The sequence below is a fragment of the Desulfobacter postgatei 2ac9 genome (genome assembly GCF_000233695.2).
Taxonomy (GTDB): Bacteria; Desulfobacterota; Desulfobacteria; order Desulfobacterales; family Desulfobacteraceae; genus Desulfobacter; species Desulfobacter postgatei.
The window spans coordinates 3,334,376-3,358,530 of record NZ_CM001488.1; the positions used below are offsets into that span (position 1 = coordinate 3,334,376).

Genomic DNA, 24,155 nt, shown 5'->3' on the forward strand with positions numbered 1-24,155 from the left:
AAGGATAATTATCAGCTCAGAGCAGCAATAACGCCTGCAAACAGCAAGGGGAACTCGAACCAGAACTCATAAAAGTTGGCGGAAAGATCTCTGTCAATTTTATACCGTAAGGTCAATATAAGCATGAAAGCCGGTATAAGGGCAAGGCCGCAGACGGCAGGAGAGACCCAAACGGTTAAAATTAAAGGAATAATAATTGCGGCCACAAGGGTGTAACGAACAAATTTTAGGCTCTTCTTTTTGCCCAGAAGGATGGGAAGCGTTTCCCGGCCTGCAATCCTGTCACCCTGAACAGCCAGGATATCCATAAAGGTGGTCCTGGCAAACGAAAGCACTGTGGCAAACACAAAGGCCACCAGGGTCAGGCCGGGGTTTGCCTTAAGGCTGATCCCGGGCATCAGGCTTGTAACAATACCCCATGCCGCTGCAATCAGAATGGTCTTTGACCCGGGAACATCCTTGATCCGGTACATTTTTCGTCCGGAGAAAAAGGAGGGGACAATGGTGCGGGTGTAGGACATGCCTAACAGCATCATGATGAGCAGCATGCTAAAATACCCCCATCCCCTTGTCCATGCCAGGTAAAGCCCGGCCGCACCGGACAGGAACGCCACAAGCAAAAGCCATTGCTTGTTTCGCTTATAAAGGGCTGCCCGGTCAGGTTTGTTGTAGGTATCGGCCCCGATGGTCATCATGTTGTTCATGATCTGCATGGACAGGATATAAAACATGGCAATGACCGCTGGTACACCAGGATTTTGTGCGCCGGAAATCATGGCTGTCCCCAGGGTCAGGCAACCTGCGCCTGCGGCCAGAATCATGTTGGTTTTCATCAGCACATCCAGCACGGCCATAACTTTTTTTAGCCCGGGCCGTTTCTCTCTCAAGGCCTGTTCCACCCTGCTGCAGGTATCATTGATGATCCAGTTGGGCGTTGAAGCGCCTGCGGTAATGGCAATGGATTGTACATGGGAAATGGATGCATAATCGATTTCCGATGCCTGTTCAATGTGCATGGACGGTTTACCGGTTTCAGCGGCTACCTGGGCAAGGCGCTTTGTATTTCCGGAAAATTTTCCCCCCACAACAATAACGGCATCATGGGTAACGGCCATTTCCCGGACCTCATTCTGCCGTTTTTCCGTGGAATCGCAGATGGTATTAAAAATTTCGTAATGGGGGGTATTGGTACTGCACCACTCCTTGATCTGCGCAAAAATCTTGGTGTTCTGCGTGGTTTGGGCCACGACCACAGCCTTTTCAAACCTGGGAAGTGATTTAAGCTGATCCAGATTGGTGATGGTATGTCCTTTCCCCCGGGCATATCCCAGAAGGCCGATAACCTCCGGATGCTTTTCATCCCCAAGGATAATGGTGTCGTAACCTTTTTTTGAATATTTATCGATGATCACCTGGACCCTTACCACCCGGGGACAAGTGGCGTTCAGCACAGTGAATCCCGCATCAGCCAGGGCCTTTTCATCTTCGGGCGGCACCCCGTGGGCCCGGATGAGTACGATGCCTTTTCCGGATTCGGGAATCGTATCCATCCTAAAAATCTGTTTGCTTTCGAGCATCTCCAGGACCTGGGGATTATGGATTAAAGGCCCATAGGTATAAATCGGTTCCTTGGCCTCATTGGATGCATCCAGTACCATGTCCACGGCCCGACGGACACCCATACAAAAACCTGCGGTTTTAGCAATTGAAATTTTCATGAAACTCTACTCAGCAACTCCACAAGACGGTTAAATTCGGCCCCGGATGAGAATTTAATCTCGATTCGTCCACGGCCCCCGCTTTTCTTGATGGAGACCGGAGAGTTGATCCGGGAGGATATCTGAAACGAGGTCTCTTCCAGAAACTGTGTTTCGTCTGCATTAATGTTTTTTGCGATTTTTTGAGGCTCTTTTTTATCCTGATTTACCAATCGTTCGGTTTCCCGCACCGACAGATGTTGCGCCACCACCTGTTCGAACAGATAGAGCTGATTTTCAACAGTACCTGCCCCCAACAATGCCCTGGCATGTCCCATGGTGATCTCTTCGGCAACCAGACTCTCCTTGATCTTTTCGGGCAGACTGCGCAGACGCAGCAGATTGGCAATGGTGGACCGATTCTTGCCGATTTTTTCGGCCACCTTTTCCTGGGTATATCCAAACTCATCGATGAGCCGGAAATAAGCTTCGGCCTCCTCAAGCACGTTGAGATTTTCCCTTTGAACATTTTCGATAATCGAAACCTCAAGAACCTGCTCATCCGTAAGATCCAGGATAATGACGGGAACCTGGGCAAGCCCGGCCGCCTTTGCTGCCCGCAAGCGCCGCTCTCCGGCAATCAATTCATAGGCACCATCAATTTTCCTGGCCAAAAGGGGCTGGAGCACACCCTGTTCGGCAATGGACTGGGTAAGCCGCTCCTGTTCCTCTTCACTGAACCGGGTTCTGGGCTGATAGCGGTTAGGGCTTAACTGTTCAATATTACAAAAGAAAAAATCCGAATTGGCTTCGGGTTCTTCCATATCGGGGATCAGCGCAGATATTCCCCGGCCCAGACCGGTATTTTTTCGTTTCTTGTTCATCATCGTTTTAGAAGTTCCCTGGCAAAGGAGATATAACTTTTAGCACCTGGTGACGTTTTATCATACAGAAGAACCGGCAGACCATAGCTTGGCGCCTCTCCAAGCTTCACATTACGGGGAATTTTTGTCTTGAACACAAGGTCTTTAAAATACTGCCTGGCCTCATCCACCACATTCTGGGATAAATTGGTCCTGCGGTCGAACATTGTCAGCAAAATGCCTTTAATTATAAGGCTCGAATTAAATGCATTCTTGATTCGCTTGATTGTATCTAAGAGCTGCCCTAATCCTTCCAGTGCAAGAAATTCACTCTGCAAAGGAATAACAACGGAATGGCTTGCGGAAAAAGCGTTCAGCGTTAAAAGACTTAACGCCGGCGGACAGTCAATAATGATGAAATCAAATTTGTCGGCCACGGGAGCCAGAAGCTCCTTGAGTCGGGCCTCTCTTTTTGGGACAGACATCATTTCCACCTCAAATCCGATGAGATCGACATTGGCCGGTACCAGGGTCAAATCCTCGAGCATGGTGGGCAAAAGCATATTCTCAATGCCGGTTTCCCCAATCAAACCGTCATACAAAGAGGCTTGCAGGGCGGGTTTGTCCACCCCAAGTGCAGTGGTGGCATTGGCCTGAGAATCACAATCCACAAGCAGCACTTTTTTTTTCAGTTTGGCGAGGGAGGCCGCCAGATTAACTGCTGTGGTGGTTTTACCCACGCCACCCTTCTGATTGGCAATACTGATAATCTGAGTCATAATCCAATTTTCTTATCATAATTATAGTGTATAGGCAAACATATGACCATTCCACCTACCGGGCGATTTGGCCGTTTTTTTTTAAGGATACGGCAGGATCACAGACGTTAACAATATGCTGATGTTGCTACAGTTCTCCCCTGTTGCCCCGAGAATACCCCCAACGATAGGGTAAAGCATTGTATTCCCCTATTCCAAAATCCATGTCAATAAAAAAATGGACGGCAGTATCAAACGGTTTATTTGACATTTTCAAAACCCTGGCTACTATTGGCGGTATTATGTCAATTTCAGATCAAATCAAAACGCTCATTCCAAAGGCCATGTGCCGGGACCGGTATATGTTGGCCCGCGCCTTGCGCAGCAGGCAAAAACCCGGTCAGGGACCCGGCAAAAATTTTTTAAAAGATCTTCTATCAAGAGCCCGGGCCTCGGTTGATATCCGGCAGCAGCGCATGGACAATCTGCCCCAAAACATCCGCTTTGACCCGAATCTGCCCATCAACGCCGAAAAAGAGAGGATCATTAAGGCCATACAGGATTATCCTGTGGTGATCATTTCAGGTGAAACCGGATCCGGTAAAACCACCCAGATTCCTAAATTCTGCCTGGAAGCGGGCCGCGGGGTTTCGGGCATGATCGGCTGCACCCAGCCCCGGCGCATTGCCGCCATGACCGTGGCCAAACGCATTGCCTTTGAGCTCAATGAATCTTTGGGGCAATCCGTGGGATATAAAATCCGGTTTGACGACCACACGCCTGACAACGCATATATTAAGCTGATGACCGACGGCATTTTGTTGGCTGAAACCCAGCAGGACCGCTTTTTAAACCACTATGACACCCTGATTGTGGATGAGGCCCATGAACGCAGCCTTAATATTGATTTTGTTTTAGGCATTCTGCGCAGCCTTGTCAAAAATCGTCGTGATCTCAAACTGATCATCACCAGCGCCACCATTGATACGGAAAAATTTTCCAAAGCCTTTGACAATGCCCCGGTGATTGAGGTTTCGGGCCGGATGTACCCGGTGGAACTGATCTACGCACCCATTGAAGAGGACAATAACAACGGGGAGAGCACCGGTGCCCCGGATGACCAGGGGTATGTGGAGGCAGCAGCCGGACACGCGGCCGATCTGTTAATGCGCACCCGGACCGGCGATATTCTGATATTCATGCCCACAGAGCAGGATATCTCAGAGACCATGGAAATACTTAAAGGGAAAAACCTTTCCGGAGTCACGATTCTGCCGCTGTTTGCGCGGCTGTCTGCCGGAGATCAGGCAAAGATATTTGCTTCAGGTCCCGGCAGAAAGGTCGTGGTTTCCACCAATGTGGCGGAAACATCTTTGACCATCCCCGGCATCAAATATGTGGTGGACACAGGCCTTGCCCGTATCCCCGCCTATTCTCCAAGAACCCGGACCACGGCACTGCCGGTCAGCCCCGTGTCCCAGTCCAGCGCCAACCAGCGCATGGGCCGCTGCGGCCGTGTGGAAAACGGCGTATGCATCCGGCTTTACGATGAAAATGATTTCAATGGCCGCCCTTTTTTTACAACGCCTGAAATTTTGCGCAGCAACCTGGCTGAAGTTATTTTACGCATGATGGCGTTAGGGCTTGAAGATGTATCCACCTTTCCCTTTATTGATCCGCCTGCCGCAAAAAGCATCACGGACGGGTTTGACATCCTGTTGGAACTTGACGCCATTGCAGCTAACAAGCCTGGGCCCCAAACAGGTGCAAAAAAAAGACAAGGCAAAAAATATCGGCTTACCCCTTCGGGCCGCTTAATGGCCAGGCTGCCCATGGACCCGAAACTCTCCCGCATTCTGCTCAACGCAGGAGATACCGGGGTTCTGAAAGAAGCGGTAATCATCACCACGGCACTGACCGTCTCCGACATCCGACAGAGACCGGCAGACAAGATCCAGGCCGCGGACCAGAAGCATGCCCAATTCAAAGACCCGGCATCAGATTTCATTACCCTGCTCAATATCTGGAATGCATGCATAGACGCCCGGAACCGGTTAAAATCACGTTCCGCCCTTCGCAAATGGTGCATTGAAAATTTTCTCTCCTTCAAGCGACTGCGCGAGTGGCAGGATATCCATGGCCAGATCACCCGGATAATCAAAGAACACGGCATTGAACAGACAGCGCCGCCAGCAGAGGACCTAAAGGCCGAAGACCTTGAGTCTGGTCAGTTTGAGCATGGCGGTCCCTTGTATGCCGCCATCCACAAGGCCCTTCTCCACGGATATCTGGCCGGCATTGCCCAAAAAAAGGAGAAAAACCTTTTCACAGCCGCCAAAGGTGGGCAGGCTGTTATCTTTCCGGGTTCCGGCCTGTTCAACAAGGCAGGCAACTGGATTGTGGCCGCCGAATATGTCAAGACCAGCCAGCTGTTTGCCCGGTGTGTGGGTAATATCGACCCGGCCTGGATCGAAGAGATCGGCCAAAGCCTTTGCACCCGCACCTACAGTGACCCCCACTGGGAAAAGAAACGCGGGGAGGTGGTGGCATCCGAACAGGTCTCTTTGTTCGGCCTTATCCTTGCAAGCGGCAGATCCGTGGCCTATGGAAAAATCAATCCCGAAGAGTCCGGGGAGCTGTTCATCCGCCATGCCCTGGTCCAGGGGGAGATCTACCAGGAGTTCGGGTTCATGACCCACAACAAAAATCTCATCGAAGAGATCGCAACCCTGGAGGACAAAACCCGGCAGCGGGATATCCTGGCTTCGGACGATGAGATTTATCTGTTCTACCAGTCCCGGCTCCCCAAACCCTTTTACAATATCCGCACCTTTGCCAAATTCATCAAAGATAAAAAAGATGATACCTTTCTGCGCATGACCCGTGAAGACCTGCAGAAGACAGATGTGGACGAGGCGTTGCTGGCCCGGTTTCCCGACACCCTTACCACGGACCAGGGGGAGTTTGCCCTGGATTACGAATTCAACCCCGGGGCAAAGACGGACGGGGTGACCCTGAAAGTGCCAAGTCAGGATGCGGCGCTTATCTCCCCCCACCAGGTGGAGACATTGGTGCCTGGGCTGCTCAGGGAAAAGATCGCCGCTTTGATCAAGGCTCTGCCCAAATCCCATCGGATAAAACTGATGCCCATCCAGCAGCGGGCTGATTTTATTGCCGACCACCTGCCCGACTCGGATGCGCCTTTATACTCAAAACTGTCCGGCGTCATTCAAAAGCATTTCAACCTTGTGATCCCGGCTTCTGCCTGGTCGGATGAAGATCTTGCGGATCACTTGAAAATGCGGATATCCATCCGGGACCACAAAGACAGGGAGATCAAATCCCTAAGGGACCTATCCAAACTCGGAACGTTTGCCACCCAACGTCCGGTCCAAAAGACCAATGCCTTTGAACGGACAAAAAAGGCCTTTGAAAAAACAGGTCTCCGGGAGTGGAATTTTCCTGACATAGAACAGGAAATCCAGTTGGACGAAGGCAACGGCACCCGGCGCAAAGCCTTTCCCGGTCTTTGCTGCGGACCAGACAGCGATTCGGTTACCTTAACCTTGTTCAAAACAAGGGAAATGGCCTTGGAAAGCCACGCCAAAGGGGTTTGCCGCCTGTTCGAAATCATGTTCCCCGATGATATCAAGGCATTGAAAAAAGATATAAACAGAACTGAAGGCTTAAGGCGGATCGCACCCTACTTCAATGACAAACCCACCTTTGCCCGGATGGCCTACAATGCCATGGCAAAGGCCTTTTTTCAAAAGGAAATTTTCACACAAAAAGCGTTTGATGACCATGTGCAGGCGCTTCGTCCTAAACTGTACACCCTTGGCCGCCAGGCCATGGAAGAGATCCTGACCGTGGGCCGGGAATATGCCACCTGTTTTGATCTGCTGCAAAGCTTGAGTCTTGCATCCAAGGAGCGACCGCTCATTTTCGAGGCATTGACAGCAATATTCAATGAGCTGAAAAACCTGTGCCCGGCCAATTTCCTGGAACTTTACGATCTAAACCGGATTGCGCTGCTGCCAAAAAACCTGGAATGCCTCTCTATCCGCGCCAGGCGCTGGGTGGACAACCCGGCCAAAGAGGCCCAGAAAAAACAACTTGTCGTGCCCTATGAACAAAAGCTTGCCCACCTGATTTCAAGCCTTGACCCGGGCTCTTCAAAGGAAAAATCCAATGCAGTGGAAGCGTTTTTCTGGATGCTGGAGGAGTATAAAATTTCCGTATATGCCCAGGAGCTCAAAACCCGGTTCAAGATTTCAGCCAAACGCCTGGATGAGGCTTTGTTGGATCTTTCCACCATGATATAATAGCCCGGTCCAGCTGAAAAAATATCGGTTGGCAAAAGAGCTCAAATAGGCGGATGAGGAATACTGAGAACCTTATTGTAAAGAGATGATAAAGCAAGAGCCGTTAATGAACAAATACAGGAACACATTGTGAATAGGCAACCTGGAGACCGTAAGCAAAAAAAAATGCATTTTTATGCAAAGGGTGAAGTGTTTTTTCTTGACTTACTTTCTCATAGGCGGAATTCTTGAATTCTTCGCTCCCTTGATTCAAGCGGCCACACCATACTCCACAAAACCCATACTTAATCCATCAAGTTCTAGCCGGTTTAACAGGGCTTCTACATTTCTGGCCACATCCATATCCACATATTCCTCTCCACATTGTTCACAAATCTTTGCCGGTACATTTTGAACAACAATTACTCTGCCGTTTTTCATTTCAAAAGGAAGAATAGTTGTTCCCATCTCCATTTTTCCTTTACAAAGAGGACAATCCATGTTGTTATTTCCTGTTTTTGAATTGGTCATCCCACAGTTCTATTGTAGGTTCATACAAAGTGATAATCCAGAGCATTTCACTATTCTGATCCAAAGCCGCCACAGCATGCAGTGGCCTTCCCAATGCTGTGAAACCAAGGATCAATGCACTAGGTAAAGGATAATCGTCCTGATAATATTCTACAATTTTTGCATGCGACATAGCCTCCTTGAACTCATCTATGGATATTCTTCTTTGCCGCATCCTTAAAATACAGTGCTTTTTCAGGGAAACCTTTTCCAAACTGACCAGCAAACGAATTTCCTGTATCCAAGTCTCAAGTTTTTTTGGTTCATATGGGAGGTCCATTTTTCTGACTAATCCAAGTTTAGTATTATTTCATAGTATATTGAAATCTTGCCCGATACGCAACCCCTCCAATAACGACAATCAGGAAAAATCATTTTATTAAACGCCTCTTTTGGGCATCGAAAAGCACACTCTAAGACACTTTCAGCCCATGATTAAAGCAACACCTTTCGTTAAAACAGAAACTTATCTGGGTCCGACCCGAAAACCAGCATTCAGTATATCCCCGAATTCGTGTTATTTCATCAGGGCCAGGATCTCCGAGCTGTCTTTTGCTGTTTTTATGGCTTCTTTGATTTTGACAAGTGTTTTCAAATCATCAATTTTGTTCACTTCGATCATCACTGTATCAATGTCTCCCGGAAACTTGAGGGTTATTCCCAGCTCAATGGTTTCTTTGAGCCCTTCCAATTTACCTTCCAACTTCCCCCTCTCTTCGCCTTCTTTCCGAAGTTTCTCTGCCAATGTCATGATATATTCCCCCGTCTCTTTGGAGATAGCCTGCTCAGCCATCTCTTTTATTTCCTTCAAAGACAGTTCATCCTCATCCAGCACCGATGCCAGATACCAATTAACGCACCATTCCGCCATCAAAGCCAGATACGATTGATAGTCTTGATCGCTAAAAAATGTCTGCTGTCGTCTATTTCCCCTTTCTGTGATGTGATGTGGAAAACCAGGGGCGACCGCTCTTGCCATTCGTGCCATGGTAGAATGTAAACAAATGCTTTAATCTTTGTCAATAAATAAGTAAGGTGTCCGTATATTTCCGAGAATAATAATCCTTCAAATCAGGTTCAATAAAGCTGTCTTTGCAGATTTCAAGGGTATCAAGCCGGGCAACGTCCAGAACCTTCCCCGGCAGGTAGTTCTGCAAAAAAGACTTTGCACTGGCAAGATCGCTCCACGTTTCTCTGTATACCGTTTCTTGGCCTGATACAGCCACTGCAAATAACGATGGCGATCTTTCGAGAACTTGAGAAGAAATTCCCGCTTATGGCACCGGTGAGTTATGTGCCGAATCTAGTCTGGAATAAAATGTCGATTTGCGCGGGCCAATGATATGTGTTCTACCTTAAACGGTCTCTTTTGGGGGCTAAATAAGGCTTTTAAGAGGATTTTTGAGACGTTTTTGACTCATATCCCTCATAATTCCAATTAGTTAATTTGGTCCGACTCCCAACCAATGGCATTCGGACATCACTGACTCTGACTACACATTACGCATTAGAATCGCACAAAATTTTATAGAATTTCGAGACGTCCCAAAAAAATATTTTGCAAAAAATTTAGGCTCATGTTGCGTTTTGGGGCATTATTTCTGAGTGCAATCATTTATTGATTGCAATAAATGACGAATGAATTTATTATTAAAACATGAACACAAAACATCGAAAAACACAGGCCGCTATTTTTCAAGATCCGGTAAACAGCAATTTGGAATGGAAAAAGATAGAGTCTTTGTTTGTTGTCGTAGGATGTCGGGTAATAGAGGGTTCCGGTTCAAGTGTTACATTCGAAAAAGATGGCGTTAGGGCCTACTTTCATAGGCCTCACCCCGAAAAAGAGGCCCTCAAATACCGAATTAAAGCAGCACGTGAGTTTTTGATCAAGATAGGAGTGACGCCATGAACGGAATGAAATATAAAGGCTATTGTGCCAGGATAGATTTTGATCCGGAAGATAAAATTTTTGTTGGCCGGGTTATTGGTATCAATGACGTGATCAGCTTCCATGGGGAAACGGTGTCGGAGCTTGAGTCGGCTTTTGCCGAGTCGATAGATGACTATCTTTCGGCCTGTAAAAAATTAGGCCAGAAACCCAATAAAACATATTCGGGAAATCTTATGTTAAGAATCCCTGTGGATGTCCATGCTGCGGTGGCGACAGCCGCAGAAATAAAAGGGCAAAGCATCAATCAATGGGCTGCCAGGGTGCTTGAGGAGGCTGCTCACGCGCATTAACACACCCGGCTTATCCTCAGAGGTTATCAACTCGGGCTTTTACAAGCCCCTTCTGAATCTCTGATTCAGGATGGGTAGATGTATTCTCCTTATTAATTTGAATAACACTCGATGATCCAGTTTTTTGGGATTAGACAATGTCACAATATTGGGAAATGTAAAGGCTGGTCAAGTCGATGGTATAATGCCAACTATTCCAGCTGATATCTCACCCATCGGTTGGCCAGCCTCCACTGAGCAGAATAAAATAAGTTTTACTTGAATACAAGGGTTCCATTGCGATATATGCTTCATTTCTGCAAATAATAAGTATCTGCTGATTTTCTCCTATATGAAGAAGATAGCCTTGACCCCCTTTTAAGACCTTCATTAAAAAATCATGGTAAAAAAAGACTTGTTAGGGGTTTAGAGCGTTTTTTAAGGCAATTTCATCGTATTTTAGCCGCAATCCACCCATCTCGATGAACTGCAGGTAGTCAGATCGCTGAATAAGGGTGATCTAAATCAGCCCAGTAAGCCGAGTCTCATCAGGCTTTCTTCACTGATTTTTTCATCATTATAGAGCTGAAGAAATTTTTTCAGGTTATACGCGGTCTGACATAAAAGAGACCAAATACGGTTTCCATCGCTTCCCTGATAAAGGCTGCAGCCAAAACCGCGAATATTTTTTGAAATTGCGATAAAGCCTTCCGTTGCAGAACGGGCTTTTTGACAAAAGTCCCGCTTCTCTTTGCCAACATCCTGGCTTTTGCCAAGAAAGATGTGTGGACAGCCTTTGGGGATTACCTGATTTAACCGGCTGCGGTAACCTTGATCCCCGATAGCATGTTCAGGAACACCTTTCATTCTTTTTTCAAACAATTGAGCTGTCCCGGGCCATAGGGTTTTATCATTAGGCTTTCCGATAAAATTTTCCATTGTAATCATAAAACCCTGTCGGTTGAACGAAAGTTGAAGTGTACTTCCAAATTCACAGCTTGGATGTTTTTTGCCTTTTTTAATCGGGCGGGAGTCCGGTTCATCAAAGGAGACAATCCGATTTGGAATATGTCTTTCGCCCCCAAGTTTTAGTGCATTCTGATCTTGGAATAACATCAGGAGAGCCAAAAGCTGCTGAGCTTTTTTTCTGTCTTGATCAGGACCCTCAAGGCTTTTCACTATTGTTTTAAACTTCCGCAATCCAGCGGAAAATATCAAGAGAGCATCGAAAAATAAATCTTCAATTTCAGTCTTTTTTCGATTCAAATTATATTCGCGCCGTAGCTGCCTGAGCTCCTTCCTGTCCCACCAGATAGGAATATAATACTGTCGAGCAAACTGCTCCATTTTTCTAAAGGCTTTGAAAATCAATCCGACATCTGTTGGATAAATGATGTTATCGGGCAGTACAGTGGAATCAATCAACATGCTGTCTGTATCAATTACTTTGGCAACTCTCAATATATTAAAAATGATTGATTCCACGGTCTCTATCCCCTTAATATCAAAACGTTTTCGCAATTTGCTCAGGTTGCTGTGATGCATGAATGTGAATAAATTTTCATCTGGGACATTGCAAAAATATTGAATATACCGATTTTCTTTGATCTGGCTAACAATCGCCCGATCACTGAGCAACCGGAGCTTTGCGGCAATAAAAACAGCTATAATTGTTCGGATTGGAGTTCCTGTCCGTCCCGTTTTGTCACTATAATAGTGTACCAGTTTGTCTGTAATTTTTTGCCAAGGGATAATCTTACGTAAAATAACGAATGTGTTGGTTGGATCATGAATATTGTCTTTTATCCATTCTTCACTGAGAGCCTCAGAGTTTTTTTTCTATCATTTTCAATCCTTTAGTTACAGCTTATTAACATAAGACCATTTTTTCAAATTTTTGTACAATAGAAGTAGGGTGACATTCAATAGTTTCTATAAAGCCAACAAAATAGAAAATCAGCAGATACTAATTATACGGCAAATGTAGCCATAAACTATAAAAATGAAAAATTCTTTGAATTATTAAGGGGTAGCTATATGTTGAAAATTAAGAAAATGGTATGTGTATTGGGACTGATTGGGACAATTATAGCTGGTCTATCATCACCAGTTTTTGCAGTTGTCATTTATGATCAGGGTCTCAGTGATACAGATAATTACGGTTTTATTAGTAATATCGGTGGAGATCTCAGCGCTGATAACTTTGTGGTCACAGACGACACCGTTCTCCAATTAATGACATGGTATGGTATGTACGGAGCGGCAGGAGCGGGTACAGTGGATAGTTTTGATATACAAATATTCGATATGGCCGGTACTGAGCTATTTGGTAAATCTTATGTTTCCAATATTGATAAATCATATTCCGGGTTTGATGATGCCTATGGGGAGATGATTTATCAGTATCAGGTTTCTGTTTCTGACTGGGCAGTTTCCGCCGGTTCATATCTACTTTCAATCAGTAATTCAAACACATATTTTTCCGAGTGGTACTGGGCTGATGGGCTGGGGGGAGACGGAGCGAGCTATTATTTTGATTCAGGTGCCTGGGTAGCTGAGTATATTGGTATTGACATGGCGTTTACTCTGGAGGGAGAGCAGGCGGTGGCACCTGCGCCGGAACCCTCCACTTTCGTGCTTTTTGCTTTTGGGACGTTAGGGATGGCTGCATTGGGTCGTCGAGTTAAAGCATAAGTTTTTATAAGATTTTTTATCGATCAAATTCATTAATTATGGGATACAGGAATAATGAGCCGGAAGATTCTTTTTTCGGCTCTTTCTTGTTGTGTTTGGCCTATAATCGGCTCAAGGGCAGGGTGCCCTTGAGCCGCTTCTTTCAGTGGATGCCTGGACGTTCCTGCGCTCATGGTGATTATCTTTAGTTTTTAAATTTCCGGTTCTAAATTACTGTCAGGCTTCAGATTCTCGCATCGACATGGGCACATGGGCACGGTGAATTCACTCCGATGGCCCACGCCCGGCTTCCTTCACCCAACGGTCCGAGCGATCGGAAATCATCACCTCGGCGTTGTCCTTGATGGCCTTTTTGCTGGTCGCTTTCCAGGCTCTGTTGGTGACGCTCTCCTTGGTACTTTTCAATTCGGGAGAAGCCAGGTTTAATCCAAAGAAACAATCCAATGTTCTGGAAATTTTCCTGGAACCAAAGGTGCTGCCAGGACTTTATTAATATTTTCAAGTACAACTCTGGACAGGCCGTTTAAAAAATTCAATTGCCATTCAATGCCTTCATCGGCATCTTGTTGTTCTGCCGCAATGAAAGCGGGGCCTACTGTCATAAAAGCCCAGACGGAATAATTAAAATATTGCTCGGCTCCCAATCGTTTGGAAATTTCCAAAGTCGTGTTATACGCCTTGGTTAAGAAGATAGAATAATAATCAATAAGCTCTATGAGTTCTGGTAACTTTTCAGGGAATTCAAAAGGATCTATTGCCAGTATTGTGGTGCGTACTTTATCAATATCAAATCGGTATTCCATAAATTTTCCAAAGATTAAGGCTGTTAAGTTTCAAAATAATAAACATAATGGGCTGCAAATGTCTATTAAACAGGATTAAAGTTTACATTCAATCTTTATTGCAAAAAGTTTAGGCCATTCAAACGCATCTGTCACGGTCGGGCTAATTTCCCGCAGGCCGGTACCAGAAAGGTGTGCAATTGACATTGCGCTGCAGGCCGGTTATATGGTCATTGCCCTGCAGATCTGTGATAACAGGGACTGGCATTCCCCGATAAATTCTAGTATATTATCCCACTTGTTTAAATGGTCCTGGTGGGCCTTAGTATATAAAGGATAGAATATGATTGATGAAGAACGCCTGGGGCAGCGGTTTGCAACCCTTGCGCGGATTGATTCCGAATCCCGAAGCGAGGCCGTGATCGCAAAGGTGCTTGAAAAGGAACTGACAGACCTTGGGGCAACTGTGGTCTTTGATGAGGCCGGTGCCAAGGTCAACGGTGACTGCGGCAATCTTGTGGCCGCATTTAAAGGCAATATAGACGTTGATCCGGTAATGCTCTCCGGACATATGGACACCGTGGTGCCGGGCAAAGGGGTTAAGGTCATATTTGAGGACGGGGTCTTCAGAAGTGACGGCACCACCATCCTGGGTTCCGACGACAAATCCGCCCTTGCCGTTATCCTTGAGGTGATGCAGGTGATCAAAGATAATAACCTGCCGTGCCCCCCTGTTGAGGTGGTCATGACGGTATGTGAGGAGCAGGGGCTTTTAGGGGCCAAGAACCTTGACTGCTCCGGGCTTAAATCAAAATTCGGATACATTCTGGACGCCGTGGACACCCGGGGTATTGTGAACCGGGCACCTGCGGCCAACAAGATCAGTGCAAAAATTTACGGCCGGGCTGCTCATGCCGGCAGTTCTCCCGAAAACGGGATTTCTGCCATTTATGCGGCATCCTGCGCCATTGCCAAGCTTGAACTGGGGCGCATTGACCAGGAGACCACCTGCAATCTTGGGCTTATTTCCGGCGGGGCTGCCACCAATATCGTGCCCGAATATGTGGAAATTCACGGTGAAGCCCGGTCCCATGATCCTGCAAAACTGGATAAGGTCACACAGGGCATTGTCTCCACTTTTAAAAATACCATGGCCGAACTTCAGGCTGGTGGGGACGGGCTTCCCCGGGTGGAAATGATTGTGAAAAATGATTTTCCCCACACCAACATCCCCGAAGATCATATGGTAATCAAGCTTGCCCAAAAAGCTGCGGCGAACCTGGGCACCCACCTGGTCTGTAAAACAAGCGGCGGTGCGGCTGATGCCAATATCTTTTTCGGCAAAGGCATTGCCGCAGGCGTTATCGGCACAGGCATGACGGATGTCCACACCCTTAAGGAATCCATTGCACTTAAAGATATGGTCAGTTGTGCTGAACTGGTCCTTGAAATTCTTCAAATCCATGCAACAGGAAAGGCAGCGGTATGATTCTTTATCTTGATATGATGGCAGGTATTGCAGGCGACATGTTTTTAGGCGCACTGGTGGATCTTGGTGTCCCTGTGGAGTGGCTCAAGGGAAAATTATCACCCGTTCTGGACGGTTTTGACCTGCGCACTGAAATTGTGTTCCGGCACCATCTGCGGGCCGTTAATCTTTATGTGGATGTGACCGACCATGTCACCCATCGCCATTACACCCACATCCGGCAGATGATTGAATCTGCGGATTTGCCGGACCAGGTTCGGGCCAATGCCCTGACCGCCTTTAAACACATTGCCCAGGCCGAAGCCCATATCCACGGAAAGGACATTGAAACCGTCCACTTCCATGAGATTGGCGGCATTGACAGCCTGGTGGACATCATTGGCAGCTTTCTGGCCCTCGATTACCTGGGGGTGGACCAGGTGGCGGCAACCCCGGTTCCCCTCGGATCAGGGACCATTAAGTGCGCCCATGGCACCATTCCCGTGCCGGTTCCGGCCACTGTGGCCATACTTAAGGGCCTTGAAGTGAGGGGGTCTGACGCCAAAACCGAAATCGTTACACCCACGGGCGCAGCCATTGTGGCAACGTTGGCACCCCAGTTCGGGGGCATGCCCGACATGCAGATTGAAAAAGTGGGATACGGGGCCGGTAAACGCGACATTGGCGCATCTGTGCCCAATCTTCTGCGTCTGGTGCTGGGCACCCCTTCCGTCGTGAAGAATTCAGCGGATAACATCCTGTCGGACCAGGTTCATGTGCTCTATACCAATGTGGATGACATGAGCCCGGAGAGTCTGGGTTTTGTCATGGACCGTCTCATGGACAAAGGGGCGCTTGACGTCAGTTTTACGCCGGCATTCATGAAAAAGAACCGGCCCGCCACACGCATTGAGGTGATCTGCCGGCCCGCGCAGCTCCAGGTGCTTGCAGATCTCCTGCTGTCAGAGACCACAACCATCGGGGTGCGATATCACCTTTGCGACAGAATGATTTTAAAACGCGAATCCGTGGAAGTAGAGACCAGCCTTGGCCGGGTAAGCGCCAAAAAGATCACCTCCCCAAACGGCCGGGCCCGGATCATGCCGGAATATGATGAGTGCAAACGCATTGCCCTGGATCGTAATTTGCCTTTTTATCAGGTATATGAGCAGATCCTGGCTGAATCGAATCCCCTTGACAGGCAAACAGGACGGTCATAAAAGATCGGGGAAGGATCCGGCTGATGGGAGAAAAAGCAATACTTTTCATTGCCACGGGTTTTGGTCTGGGACGGCTGCCTTTTGCCCCCGGGACCTTTGGCACCCTTGCGGGCCTGCCGTTGATCGGTATCATGGTGTGGCTGGCAACGGCGTGTACGCCCGGTGCTGCCGCCCTGTTTCTGGTAGGCGTGATACTTTGTGCGATTTGGATTTCCCAAAAGGCTGAAGTTCTGATTGGCCAAAAAGATCCGGGGGCTGTGGTCATTGATGAGATGGCAGGGTTTTGTGTAACCATGACCCTGGTGCCTATAAGCTTAGTCTCGTTGGTCATAGGCTTTATTGCTTTCAGATGTTTTGATATATTAAAGCCTTTTCCGATCCGCTGGTTTGAAAAAACTTTTTCCGGCGGGGCCGGTATTGTGTTGGATGATTTAATGGCAGGGGTGCTGGCCGCTTTCCTGCTTAAAGCAATATACTTTATGTTGTGATTGAGGAGGAAAACGTGATGGAAAAAAATAAGGAAAAGGAAAAAGCCGTCCAGACCGCCATGAATCAGATTGAGCGTCAGTTCGGCAAAGGCTCGATCATGAAGCTCGGCGGCCGGGAGGTGGAAGCCGTTCCCGTGATCCGGTCCGGTTCCCTTGCCCTGGACAAGGCACTGGGCGTGGGCGGATACCCCAGGGGCCGGATCATTGAGATTTACGGCCCGGAATCTTCGGGCAAGACAACCCTTGCACTTCATGCCGTGGCCGAAGCCCAGAGAAAAGGCGGTATTGCCGCATTCATCGATGCCGAACACGCCCTGGACGTGGCCTATGCCAGGCGGCTGGGCGTCGACTGTGACGAACTTCTGGTTTCCCAGCCCGATACCGGTGAACAGGCCCTTGAAATTGCCGACATGCTGGTGCGAAGCGGCGGTATTGACATCCTGGTTGTGGACTCGGTGGCTGCCCTTGTGCCCAGATCAGAAATCGAAGGCGAGATGGGCGATTCCCACATGGGACTGCAGGCGCGTCTTATGTCCCAGGCCCTTCGTAAACTTACCGGGACAATAGGAAAAACCGCCACCACCCTGATTTTTATTAACCAGATCCGTATGAAGATCGGCGTGGTCTACGGCAACCCGGAAACTACCACCGGCGGCAATGCCTTGAAATTTTATGCCTCCATGCGTCTTGAGATCAGAAAGGCCGCAGCCATTAAAAACGGTGAAGATGTGATCGGGTCCCGGACCAAGGTCAAGGTGGTGAAAAACAAACTGGCCCCCCCGTTTAAAAGTGTTGAATTCGATCTGATGTACGGGGATGGCATTTCCAGGACCGGCGATCTTCTGGATATGGCGGTTGAGCTGGATATTGTGAACAAGAGCGGCTCCTGGTACTCGTTTGACAAAGAGCGCATCGGCCAGGGCCGGGAGAATGTAAAAGCTTTTTTAATTGACAATCCCGATATTTTTGATGCCATTGAACTTAAAGTGAGAACCGAACTTGGAATTGCCGGAGCGGATGCAGCCAAAACTGCGGCCGATACCGGAAAGGACAGTCTACCGGAATCCAAACCCAGTGCCTGAACCGAAAACCCGTGTTTGAACGGCTCGTTAGAGGAGCTAAAGCTCCTCTAACGAGCCGTTCAAACACTAACCTAACCGGTACAGTTGAGCAGGAGCCAATACTACTATGACAGGTAATGAAGCCAGGAAAATTTTCCTCGAATATTTTAAAAAACATAACCACCGCCATGTGCGCTCATCGTCCCTGGTACCCCAGGATGATCCCACCCTGCTGTTCGTGAACGCCGGTATGGTGCAGTTTAAGCGTGTTTTTACAGGTGATGAAAAACGTGACTACGACACAGCGGTCACCTCACAGAAATGCGTGCGGGCCGGGGGTAAACATAACGACCTTGAGAATGTGGGCTACACGGCGCGCCATCATACTTTTTTTGAGATGCTGGGCAATTTTTCCTTTGGCGAATATTTCAAGGAAAAGGCCATTGATTTTGCCTGGGACCTGCTGACCAACGGGTACGGGTTTGATGCCGATAAACTTTACGTCTCTGTTTATAAAGATGATGATCAGGCTTTTGAAATCTGGAATAAGCAGGTTGGCCTTCCTGTCGGCCGCATCTCCCGGTTAGGCGAAGAGGACAATTTCTGGGCCATGGGCGATACCGGCCCCTGCGGTCCCTGTTCCGAAATTCATATTGACCGTGGCAAGGAGTTCGGGTGTGATGATCCCAACTGTGCCGTGGGTTGTGACTGCGACCGATGGCTGGAATTGTGGAATCTGGTGTTCATGCAGTTTGAAAGAAGTGAAGACGGCACCATGACGCCGCTGCCCCAACCCAGTATTGACACGGGGATGGGTCTTGAGCGCATTCTCTCCGTACTGCAGAACGTGCCCACCAATTTTGATACAGACCTTTTTGTCCCCATCATGGACCGGGTCGGGGAACTGGCCGGGAAAAAACGGGGGGAATCCAAGCAAGTGGAAGTGGCCATGAAGGTCATTGCCGACCACTCAAGAGCCAGCGCTTTTTTAATCTGTGACGGGGTATTGCCTTCCAACGAGGGGCGCGGTTATGTACTTCGCAGGATCATGCGCCGGGCCATCCGGTACGGGCGCAGCATCGGGCTGACCAAACCATTTTTACACAAAACCGTTCAGACCGTATTTACCATTATGGATGATGCCTATCCGGAACTCAAAGAGTCTGCCGCTTTTATCCTTAACGTGGTGAAAAACGAAGAAGAAAAATTCCTTGAAACCCTTGAAACCGGCATGAAGCTTTTGGAGGCAACCATTGAGGACCTTGAAAAGAAAAAGGAGAAAATTATTCCGGGAGAGGTGATCTTCAAGCTTTACGATACGTTTGGATTTCCTGTTGACATTATCCAGGATCATGTCAAGGAGATGGGTATTGCCCTGGATATGGAAGGATTTGATGCGGCCATGGCTGAACAGAAAGCCAGGTCCAAGTCTAAAAAGAAATTTGCCGGTGTGGGCGAGGCCTATAAACCCCTGACCTCGGCAGGTGTGAAAACCGTGTTCAAAGGTTATGATACCATTGAAATGCAAAGTGATCTGCTTATTGTGGTCAAGGATGATGCTGAAGTGGACACGGCCGGCGCGGGTGAGGAAATTGAAGTGGTCACCCCGGAAACCGTATTTTATGCTGAATCCGGGGGTCAGGCCGGGGATCGCGGTCTGTTTGAAAATGATGCCTGCCTTATTGAAATCACGGATACGGTGAAGGACCCTTCCGGTCTTTTCATCCACAAGGGCAGAGTCGTTAAAGGATCCTGCAAGAAAGGCGATACATTTACCCTCAAGGTGGATGCAGGGCTTCGCCGGACTACGGCTGCAAACCATTCCGCTACCCATATCCTGCATGCAGCGCTTCGCAAGGTTTTAGGCGATCATGTCAAGCAGTCCGGCTCTCTGGTAACACCGGACAGGCTGCGGTTCGACTTCACCCATTTCAGCGCGGTTACCCCTGAAGAGCTTGCTGCCATTGAAACAGAGGTCAACACCCATATCATTGAAAACCATGCGGTCACCACAAAAGAGATGGACATGGAAGAAGCGGTCCGGTCCGGTGCCACGGCCCTGTTTGAAGAAAAATACGGGGATGTGGTCCGGGTAGTCTCCCAGGGAGATTTCTCCCAGGAATTGTGCGGCGGCACCCATACCCGTGCCACCGGCGACATCGGGTTGTTCCGCATCCTGTCCGAGGCGGGGATTGCCTCGGGTGTGCGTCGTATTGAAGCGGTGACAGGGCTTACTGCCCTTGAAGCCGTTCATGAGGATCACTCTGCCCTGGAAAAGGTGGCAGGGATTCTGAAAAGTGCCAAGGACGATGTGGTGGAGCGGCTTGAAAGCTTTGTGGCCGAGAAAAAGGCTGTGGAAAAGGAATTGGCCGCACTTAAAGCCAAGATTGCGTCCAAATCCGTTGAAAACATTGACGATGATATCAAGGAGATCAACGGGGTCAAGGTGTTGTCCAAGCGGGTGGAAATTGAAAATCCATCCCAGCTCCGGGATCTGGCAGATAAATTCAAGACCAAACTGGGCTCGGGCGTGTTGCTGTTGGGTGCAGAATCCAACGGCAAGGCATTGCTTATTTCCATGGTTACTGACGATCTGACCAAGACCTTTAAGGCCGGCAATATTGTTAAAACCGCTGCCGGTATTGTGGGTGGCGGTGGCGGCGGCCGACCGGACATGGCCCAGGCCGGCGGCACCAAACCCGAGCTTCTGGACAAGGCCCTGGCATCTGTTTTTGATACGGTATCTAATTTGTGACAGCGTATTTTATCAGACGGCTCCTTTTAGTGATTCCCACCTTCATCGGCATCACCATCATGGTGTTCACCATCACCCGCTTTGTGCCCGGCGGTCCTATTGAACGTATCATTGCCGAAACCAGGGCCATGCAGATGGGAGAGCAGGGCGGACGTTCCAGGGCCCAGGAGGTAGGTCAGGGCCAGCCATTATCCGAGGAGCAGATCAAAAACCTTGAAGCCTATTACGGATTTGACAAGCCTGTACTCCAAAGCTATGGGATTTGGCTTCTCAAGGTGCTTAAAGGCGATCTGGGGCGGTCTACCCGATACCAGGACCCGGTGTGGGAGATGGTTAAAGAGCGCATCCCCATATCCCTTTACTTCGGGGTATTGAGCCTGGTGCTCATTTACGGCGTCTGTATTCCACTGGGTGTGGCCAAGGCTGTGCGCCATAACACCGGGTTTGACAATATATCCTCTGCGGTTATTTTTACAGGTTACGCCATTCCGGGCTGGGTGGCCGGCGTCATTATGCTGGTGATGTTTGCCTCCCGTATGGATCTGTTTCCCCTGGGCGGGCTTGCGTCCGACTATTTCATTGATATGACGCTTGGGGAAAAAATAAGGGATGTGGCATGGCATACGGTGCTGCCGCTTTTCTCATATATGATCGGCGCCTTTACCGTGATGACCCTTTTAATGAAAAACACGCTCATGGACAACCTGTCCGCCGATTATGTGCGTACGGCCATTGCCAAGGGCTTAAGCTTCAAACAGGCTGTTTTTCGTCATGCCCTGCGCAATAGTTTGATCCCCATTGCCACCAGTTTCGGCAACAATATTTCCATTCTTCTCATGGGATCCTTTCTCATTGAAAAGGTGTTCAATATCGACGGCATGGGCCTTTTAGGGTATGAGTCCATTTTGGACCGCGATTTCCCGGTGGTGATGGGGATTCTTGTGGTTTCATCCCTGCTGTTCATGGTGGGAAATATTTTGTCTGATGTGTGTGTGGCTATAGTGGATCCCCGGGTTCGGTTTCATTAAGGAGTATGGAATTGAGAGTATTGAACCCGGTGACAAAGGAACAGTTCCGGCGCTTTTGCAGTGTCAAAAGAGGTTTCTGGTCACTTGTGATTATTCTGGTTCTGATGTTTATCTCCTTTTTTGCCGAAGTGTTCATTAATTCCAGGGCCCTTGTTGTCTGTTACCAGGGGGAGTTTTATTTTCCTACCTACGCAGATATGATCCCGGGAAAAACCTTTGGCCTGGGGTATTCCTATGAAACCAATTACCGGGAATTAAAGCAGAAATTTGACAGGGAAGGGGGGAATAGTTTTGTAATTATGCCGCCGGTGCCGTATAATCCCTATGAAAATGACCTGCGCTTCAATGAATACCCGCCGTTTCCGCCATCGTTTTCCCTTCGGCATTTCCTGGGCACGGACAACGTGGGCCGGGATGTGCTGGCCCGCCTTGTGTACGGATTTCGCACGGCTATTCTTTTTTCCCTGACACTGTTGTTTCTTAACTACACTGTGGGCATATCCATGGGCTGTGCCATGGGCTATTTCGGAGGGGTGTTTGACCTGTTTTTCCAGCGGGTCATTGAGATCTGGAGCAATATTCCGTTTCTGTATGTAATTATTATTGTTTCTTCCATTGTGGTGCCAAACTTCCTGATCCTGATTCTGATTATGGCTTTTTTCGGCTGGATTTCCATTACCTGGGTCATGCGCACCATGACCTACCGGGAAAAGGAACGTGAATATATTCTTGCCGTCCGGTCCCTGGGTGCCTCGCATATGCGGATCATTTTCAGGCACATTATCCCTAACACCATTTCCGTGATCGTTACCTATGCACCCTTTGCCATTTCCGGCGGCATTGTGGCCTTAACCTCCCTGGATTATCTGGGGTTCGGTCTGCCTGCACCTACGCCGTCCTGGGGTGAACTTTTATCCCAGGGCTGGCAAAATATGGAAGCCTGGTGGATTTCAGCCGCTGTGGTGTCAGCCCTTGTGGTGACCCTGATGACCGTTACCTTCATCGGAGAAGGCATCAGGGAGGCCTTTGATCCCCGGCGCCATACGGTGTATGAATAACCCGGTGCCTGGAAAAGGCACCGGAAATTTTGTTTTCTAAAAAAGGAACATTTCACCGTGCCTACACCATGGATGCCGAAACAGTCCAGTGTATCGTCATACCCTCTCTTCATTTTTTCGGCGTTTTCATCCACGATGGAACTTGCCTTTGTGATACCTGACAACATTTGACTAACTTTTTTGATATCCCGGGCAATTGCTGATGCAGATTCGGAATTATCTGATGCTTCCCGAGAGGTATCAGACAATTCAACACAGACATCCTGCAGTGTATTTGACATGAGATATTTGAGCAGTGCTATTCGTGAGCGGGTCAGGTTGTTGCTGTTGATTTCATTGCTCAGATTGGTCTTCTTTGTCTTGGCACTGTATTCCTTTAATTTTCTGAATCGGAAACCTCCAGTATATCGGAATCAGTTTTGTTTTCGATTTTAAGGATAGGCGCTTCAGGTGCAGGCAGTCTGCTTAGGTACAACTGATGCTCACGGATATGGGTTTCGGCTTCCAAAGCCTTTTTGGCCAAAAGATATCGTAAGTAAAGAAACCAGGCAAAAATTAAAAGAACAGCCATGCCGGCAATGGCAAAAAACCATCCATACCGGTTAATAATTTCAAGACCGGTTTGACCGATAACGGAAACCAGATTGGGAAGCACCCAGAAGGCAAGCACAACCAAAAAAACGCCCGCACCAATTATAAAAATGTTCATGCGGTTGATCTGGGCTAAAAAATGATCCACTTTCCCCTTTGGCTTGGCATCCGTATCCTTGTCCTCGGTTTCCAGGGGTTCCTCTTGCTTTTTGCCAACAAGTGTTGAAAACGCCGATATAATAAATGCCAACAAAAGCGTAAACCCTAAAGGAAGTCCAATGGCCGTGGCAAACCAGGCCCTGAACGGAAACGGCACTGTTCGTGTGACCAGCTTTTTTTCATAATTTTCAAAAGGGCCGAAAGTTGCTTCAAAATAATATTTTTTAAACTGGGTTAAACGCGTTCCATCAGTTTCGTAAATGACGGTTCCTGAATCATTCAGAACCTGCAGGGTATTCTTTTTTCCTGATTTTGCAGCAAAAACGAAGAAAATCTGAAGTTCCACTAAAACCAGCAGCACGGTAACTATAATCAGCAGGGCCTTGTTGTGGAAAAATGAATTTTTAATGTTCATAATCCGCCTTGTTTTGATTTC

21 protein-coding genes and 1 pseudogene are annotated in these 24,155 nt (G+C 48.2%); 11 read left to right on the forward strand and 11 right to left on the reverse strand.

The window, feature by feature from the left end:
- Positions 1 to 11: 11 nt before the first annotated feature.
- From ispH to DESPODRAFT_RS15410, 3 genes are read right to left on the reverse strand one after another with little or no spacing between them, the layout of a single operon-like run.
- Positions 12 to 1,718: a 4-hydroxy-3-methylbut-2-enyl diphosphate reductase gene (ispH, locus tag DESPODRAFT_RS15400; protein WP_004074621.1), complete on the reverse strand. Its 1,707-nt coding sequence runs from the start codon at positions 1,716 to 1,718 to the stop codon at positions 12 to 14.
- Positions 1,715 to 2,584 (reverse strand): ParB/RepB/Spo0J family partition protein, encoded by an 870-nt coding sequence (locus DESPODRAFT_RS15405; protein WP_004074622.1) that lies wholly within the window; start codon positions 2,582 to 2,584, stop codon positions 1,715 to 1,717. The genes ispH and DESPODRAFT_RS15405 overlap by 4 nt, the downstream gene beginning before the upstream one ends.
- The gene (locus DESPODRAFT_RS15410; RefSeq protein WP_004074623.1) at positions 2,581 to 3,339 is read right to left on the reverse strand and encodes a ParA family protein; all 759 of its coding nucleotides are present in this window, start codon (positions 3,337 to 3,339) and stop codon (positions 2,581 to 2,583) included. Before DESPODRAFT_RS15410 ends, DESPODRAFT_RS15405 begins: the two co-directional genes overlap by 4 nt.
- Positions 3,340 to 3,620: 281 nt before the next feature.
- Between DESPODRAFT_RS15410 and hrpA the strand changes: the two genes are divergently transcribed.
- A complete protein-coding gene (gene hrpA / locus DESPODRAFT_RS15415; RefSeq protein ID WP_040016407.1) occupies positions 3,621 to 7,643 on the forward strand; it encodes an ATP-dependent RNA helicase HrpA in 4,023 nt (1,340 codons plus the stop codon).
- A 249-nt stretch (positions 7,644 to 7,892) separates the two neighbouring features.
- On the opposite strand, the gene DESPODRAFT_RS15420 is transcribed toward hrpA, so the two are convergent.
- The 4 genes from DESPODRAFT_RS15420 to DESPODRAFT_RS21765 form a co-directional block, all read right to left on the reverse strand.
- Positions 7,893 to 8,123, reverse strand: coding sequence for a type II toxin-antitoxin system MqsA family antitoxin (locus DESPODRAFT_RS15420; protein ID WP_004074625.1), 231 nt, complete (start codon positions 8,121 to 8,123; stop codon positions 7,893 to 7,895).
- A 4-nt stretch (positions 8,124 to 8,127) separates the two neighbouring features.
- Positions 8,128 to 8,472, reverse strand: coding sequence for a DUF4258 domain-containing protein (locus DESPODRAFT_RS15425; protein WP_004074626.1), 345 nt, complete (start codon positions 8,470 to 8,472; stop codon positions 8,128 to 8,130).
- 237 nt (positions 8,473 to 8,709) lie between these two features.
- On the reverse strand, positions 8,710 to 9,063 hold the full coding sequence (locus DESPODRAFT_RS15430) for an RpnC/YadD family protein (RefSeq protein WP_040016034.1): 354 nt from the start codon (positions 9,061 to 9,063) through the stop codon (positions 8,710 to 8,712).
- Between the two features lie 148 nt (positions 9,064 to 9,211).
- Positions 9,212 to 9,418 carry an Rpn family recombination-promoting nuclease/putative transposase gene (locus DESPODRAFT_RS21765; protein ID WP_040016035.1) on the reverse strand — a complete coding sequence of 69 codons (207 nt, stop codon included), beginning with the start codon at positions 9,416 to 9,418 and terminating at the stop codon, positions 9,212 to 9,214.
- A 431-nt stretch (positions 9,419 to 9,849) separates the two neighbouring features.
- On the opposite strand from DESPODRAFT_RS21765, the gene DESPODRAFT_RS15440 reads away from it, so the two are divergent.
- Positions 9,850 to 10,104 carry a type II toxin-antitoxin system HicA family toxin gene (locus tag DESPODRAFT_RS15440; RefSeq protein ID WP_004074628.1) on the forward strand — a complete coding sequence of 85 codons (255 nt, stop codon included), beginning with the start codon at positions 9,850 to 9,852 and terminating at the stop codon, positions 10,102 to 10,104.
- Positions 10,101 to 10,436 (forward strand): type II toxin-antitoxin system HicB family antitoxin, encoded by a 336-nt coding sequence (locus DESPODRAFT_RS15445; protein ID WP_004074637.1) that lies wholly within the window; start codon positions 10,101 to 10,103, stop codon positions 10,434 to 10,436. Before DESPODRAFT_RS15440 ends, DESPODRAFT_RS15445 begins: the two co-directional genes overlap by 4 nt.
- 504 nt (positions 10,437 to 10,940) lie before the next feature.
- On the opposite strand, the gene DESPODRAFT_RS15450 is transcribed toward DESPODRAFT_RS15445, so the two are convergent.
- Together DESPODRAFT_RS15450 and DESPODRAFT_RS21770 are read right to left on the reverse strand one after the other, a co-directional pair.
- Positions 10,941 to 11,900 carry a hypothetical protein gene (locus DESPODRAFT_RS15450; protein WP_245531939.1) on the reverse strand — a complete coding sequence of 320 codons (960 nt, stop codon included), beginning with the start codon at positions 11,898 to 11,900 and terminating at the stop codon, positions 10,941 to 10,943.
- Between the two features lie 36 nt (positions 11,901 to 11,936).
- Positions 11,937 to 12,221, reverse strand: a pseudogene (locus tag DESPODRAFT_RS21770) (transposase); the annotation flags it as partial.
- A 231-nt stretch (positions 12,222 to 12,452) separates the two neighbouring features.
- Between DESPODRAFT_RS21770 and DESPODRAFT_RS15455 the strand changes: the two are divergent.
- Entirely contained in the window at positions 12,453 to 13,109 is a 657-nt protein-coding gene (locus tag DESPODRAFT_RS15455) for a PEP-CTERM sorting domain-containing protein (RefSeq protein ID WP_004074639.1), read from the forward strand.
- A gap of 422 nt (positions 13,110 to 13,531) precedes the next feature.
- Here the strand turns inward: DESPODRAFT_RS15455 and DESPODRAFT_RS15465 are convergent, their stop codons facing one another.
- Positions 13,532 to 13,912, reverse strand: coding sequence for a hypothetical protein (locus DESPODRAFT_RS15465; protein ID WP_004074641.1), 381 nt, complete (start codon positions 13,910 to 13,912; stop codon positions 13,532 to 13,534).
- A 322-nt stretch (positions 13,913 to 14,234) separates the two neighbouring features.
- Here DESPODRAFT_RS15465 and DESPODRAFT_RS15470 point away from each other — a divergent pair, with 322 nt between their 5' ends.
- From DESPODRAFT_RS15470 to DESPODRAFT_RS15500, 7 genes are all read left to right on the forward strand, one after another.
- Positions 14,235 to 15,380 carry a M20/M25/M40 family metallo-hydrolase gene (locus DESPODRAFT_RS15470; RefSeq protein ID WP_004074643.1) on the forward strand — a complete coding sequence of 382 codons (1,146 nt, stop codon included), beginning with the start codon at positions 14,235 to 14,237 and terminating at the stop codon, positions 15,378 to 15,380.
- Complete coding sequence (gene larC, locus DESPODRAFT_RS15475) at positions 15,377 to 16,579, forward strand: nickel pincer cofactor biosynthesis protein LarC (RefSeq protein WP_004074645.1); 1,203 nt, start codon at positions 15,377 to 15,379, stop codon at positions 16,577 to 16,579. The genes DESPODRAFT_RS15470 and larC overlap by 4 nt, the downstream gene beginning before the upstream one ends.
- A 23-nt stretch (positions 16,580 to 16,602) precedes the next feature.
- Entirely contained in the window at positions 16,603 to 17,067 is a 465-nt protein-coding gene (locus DESPODRAFT_RS15480; RefSeq protein ID WP_004074647.1) for a phosphatidylglycerophosphatase A family protein, read from the forward strand.
- A 17-nt stretch (positions 17,068 to 17,084) separates the two neighbouring features.
- Positions 17,085 to 18,149, forward strand: a complete 1,065-nt coding sequence (recA, locus tag DESPODRAFT_RS15485) for a recombinase RecA (RefSeq protein WP_004074649.1) — start codon at positions 17,085 to 17,087, stop codon at positions 18,147 to 18,149.
- A gap of 106 nt (positions 18,150 to 18,255) precedes the next feature.
- Positions 18,256 to 20,883: an alanine--tRNA ligase gene (gene alaS, locus DESPODRAFT_RS15490; protein WP_004074651.1), complete on the forward strand. Its 2,628-nt coding sequence runs from the start codon at positions 18,256 to 18,258 to the stop codon at positions 20,881 to 20,883.
- Entirely contained in the window at positions 20,880 to 21,911 is a 1,032-nt protein-coding gene (locus DESPODRAFT_RS15495) for an ABC transporter permease subunit (protein ID WP_004074653.1), read from the forward strand. Before alaS ends, DESPODRAFT_RS15495 begins: the two co-directional genes overlap by 4 nt.
- Before the next feature lie 5 nt (positions 21,912 to 21,916).
- Positions 21,917 to 22,969 carry an ABC transporter permease gene (locus DESPODRAFT_RS15500; protein WP_040016038.1) on the forward strand — a complete coding sequence of 351 codons (1,053 nt, stop codon included), beginning with the start codon at positions 21,917 to 21,919 and terminating at the stop codon, positions 22,967 to 22,969.
- Between the two features lie 376 nt (positions 22,970 to 23,345).
- Here the strand turns inward: DESPODRAFT_RS15500 and DESPODRAFT_RS15505 are convergent, their stop codons facing one another.
- Positions 23,346 to 24,134, reverse strand: a complete 789-nt coding sequence (locus DESPODRAFT_RS15505) for a hypothetical protein (protein ID WP_004074659.1) — start codon at positions 24,132 to 24,134, stop codon at positions 23,346 to 23,348.
- Positions 24,135 to 24,155 lie beyond the last annotated feature (21 nt).

Bases quoted from the DNA above. Each gene is read 5' to 3' on its own strand.
- DESPODRAFT_RS15410 (WP_004074623.1), bottom strand. From the start codon at position 3,339: ATGACTCAGATTATCAGTATTGCCAATCAGAAGGGTGGCGTGGGTAAA.
- DESPODRAFT_RS15425 (WP_004074626.1), bottom strand. From the start codon at position 8,472: ATGGACCTCCCATATGAACCAAAAAAACTTGAGACTTGGATACAGGAA.
- larC (WP_004074645.1), top strand. From the start codon at position 15,377: ATGATTCTTTATCTTGATATGATGGCAGGTATTGCAGGCGACATGTTT.
- ispH (WP_004074621.1), bottom strand. From the start codon at position 1,718: ATGAAAATTTCAATTGCTAAAACCGCAGGTTTTTGTATGGGTGTCCGT.
- DESPODRAFT_RS15465 (WP_004074641.1), bottom strand. From the start codon at position 13,912: ATGGAATACCGATTTGATATTGATAAAGTACGCACCACAATACTGGCA.
- DESPODRAFT_RS15420 (WP_004074625.1), bottom strand. From the start codon at position 8,123: ATGGATTGTCCTCTTTGTAAAGGAAAAATGGAGATGGGAACAACTATT.
- DESPODRAFT_RS15455 (WP_004074639.1), top strand. From the start codon at position 12,453: ATGTTGAAAATTAAGAAAATGGTATGTGTATTGGGACTGATTGGGACA.
- DESPODRAFT_RS15440 (WP_004074628.1), top strand. From the start codon at position 9,850: ATGAACACAAAACATCGAAAAACACAGGCCGCTATTTTTCAAGATCCG.
- DESPODRAFT_RS15500 (WP_040016038.1), top strand. From the start codon at position 21,917: ATGGAATTGAGAGTATTGAACCCGGTGACAAAGGAACAGTTCCGGCGC.
- DESPODRAFT_RS15405 (WP_004074622.1), bottom strand. From the start codon at position 2,584: ATGATGAACAAGAAACGAAAAAATACCGGTCTGGGCCGGGGAATATCT.
- DESPODRAFT_RS15470 (WP_004074643.1), top strand. From the start codon at position 14,235: ATGATTGATGAAGAACGCCTGGGGCAGCGGTTTGCAACCCTTGCGCGG.
- DESPODRAFT_RS15505 (WP_004074659.1), bottom strand. From the start codon at position 24,134: ATGAACATTAAAAATTCATTTTTCCACAACAAGGCCCTGCTGATTATA.
- DESPODRAFT_RS15430 (WP_040016034.1), bottom strand. From the start codon at position 9,063: ATGGCGGAATGGTGCGTTAATTGGTATCTGGCATCGGTGCTGGATGAG.
- DESPODRAFT_RS15480 (WP_004074647.1), top strand. From the start codon at position 16,603: ATGGGAGAAAAAGCAATACTTTTCATTGCCACGGGTTTTGGTCTGGGA.
- hrpA (WP_040016407.1), top strand. From the start codon at position 3,621: ATGTCAATTTCAGATCAAATCAAAACGCTCATTCCAAAGGCCATGTGC.
- alaS (WP_004074651.1), top strand. From the start codon at position 18,256: ATGACAGGTAATGAAGCCAGGAAAATTTTCCTCGAATATTTTAAAAAA.
- DESPODRAFT_RS15445 (WP_004074637.1), top strand. From the start codon at position 10,101: ATGAACGGAATGAAATATAAAGGCTATTGTGCCAGGATAGATTTTGAT.
- recA (WP_004074649.1), top strand. From the start codon at position 17,085: ATGGAAAAAAATAAGGAAAAGGAAAAAGCCGTCCAGACCGCCATGAAT.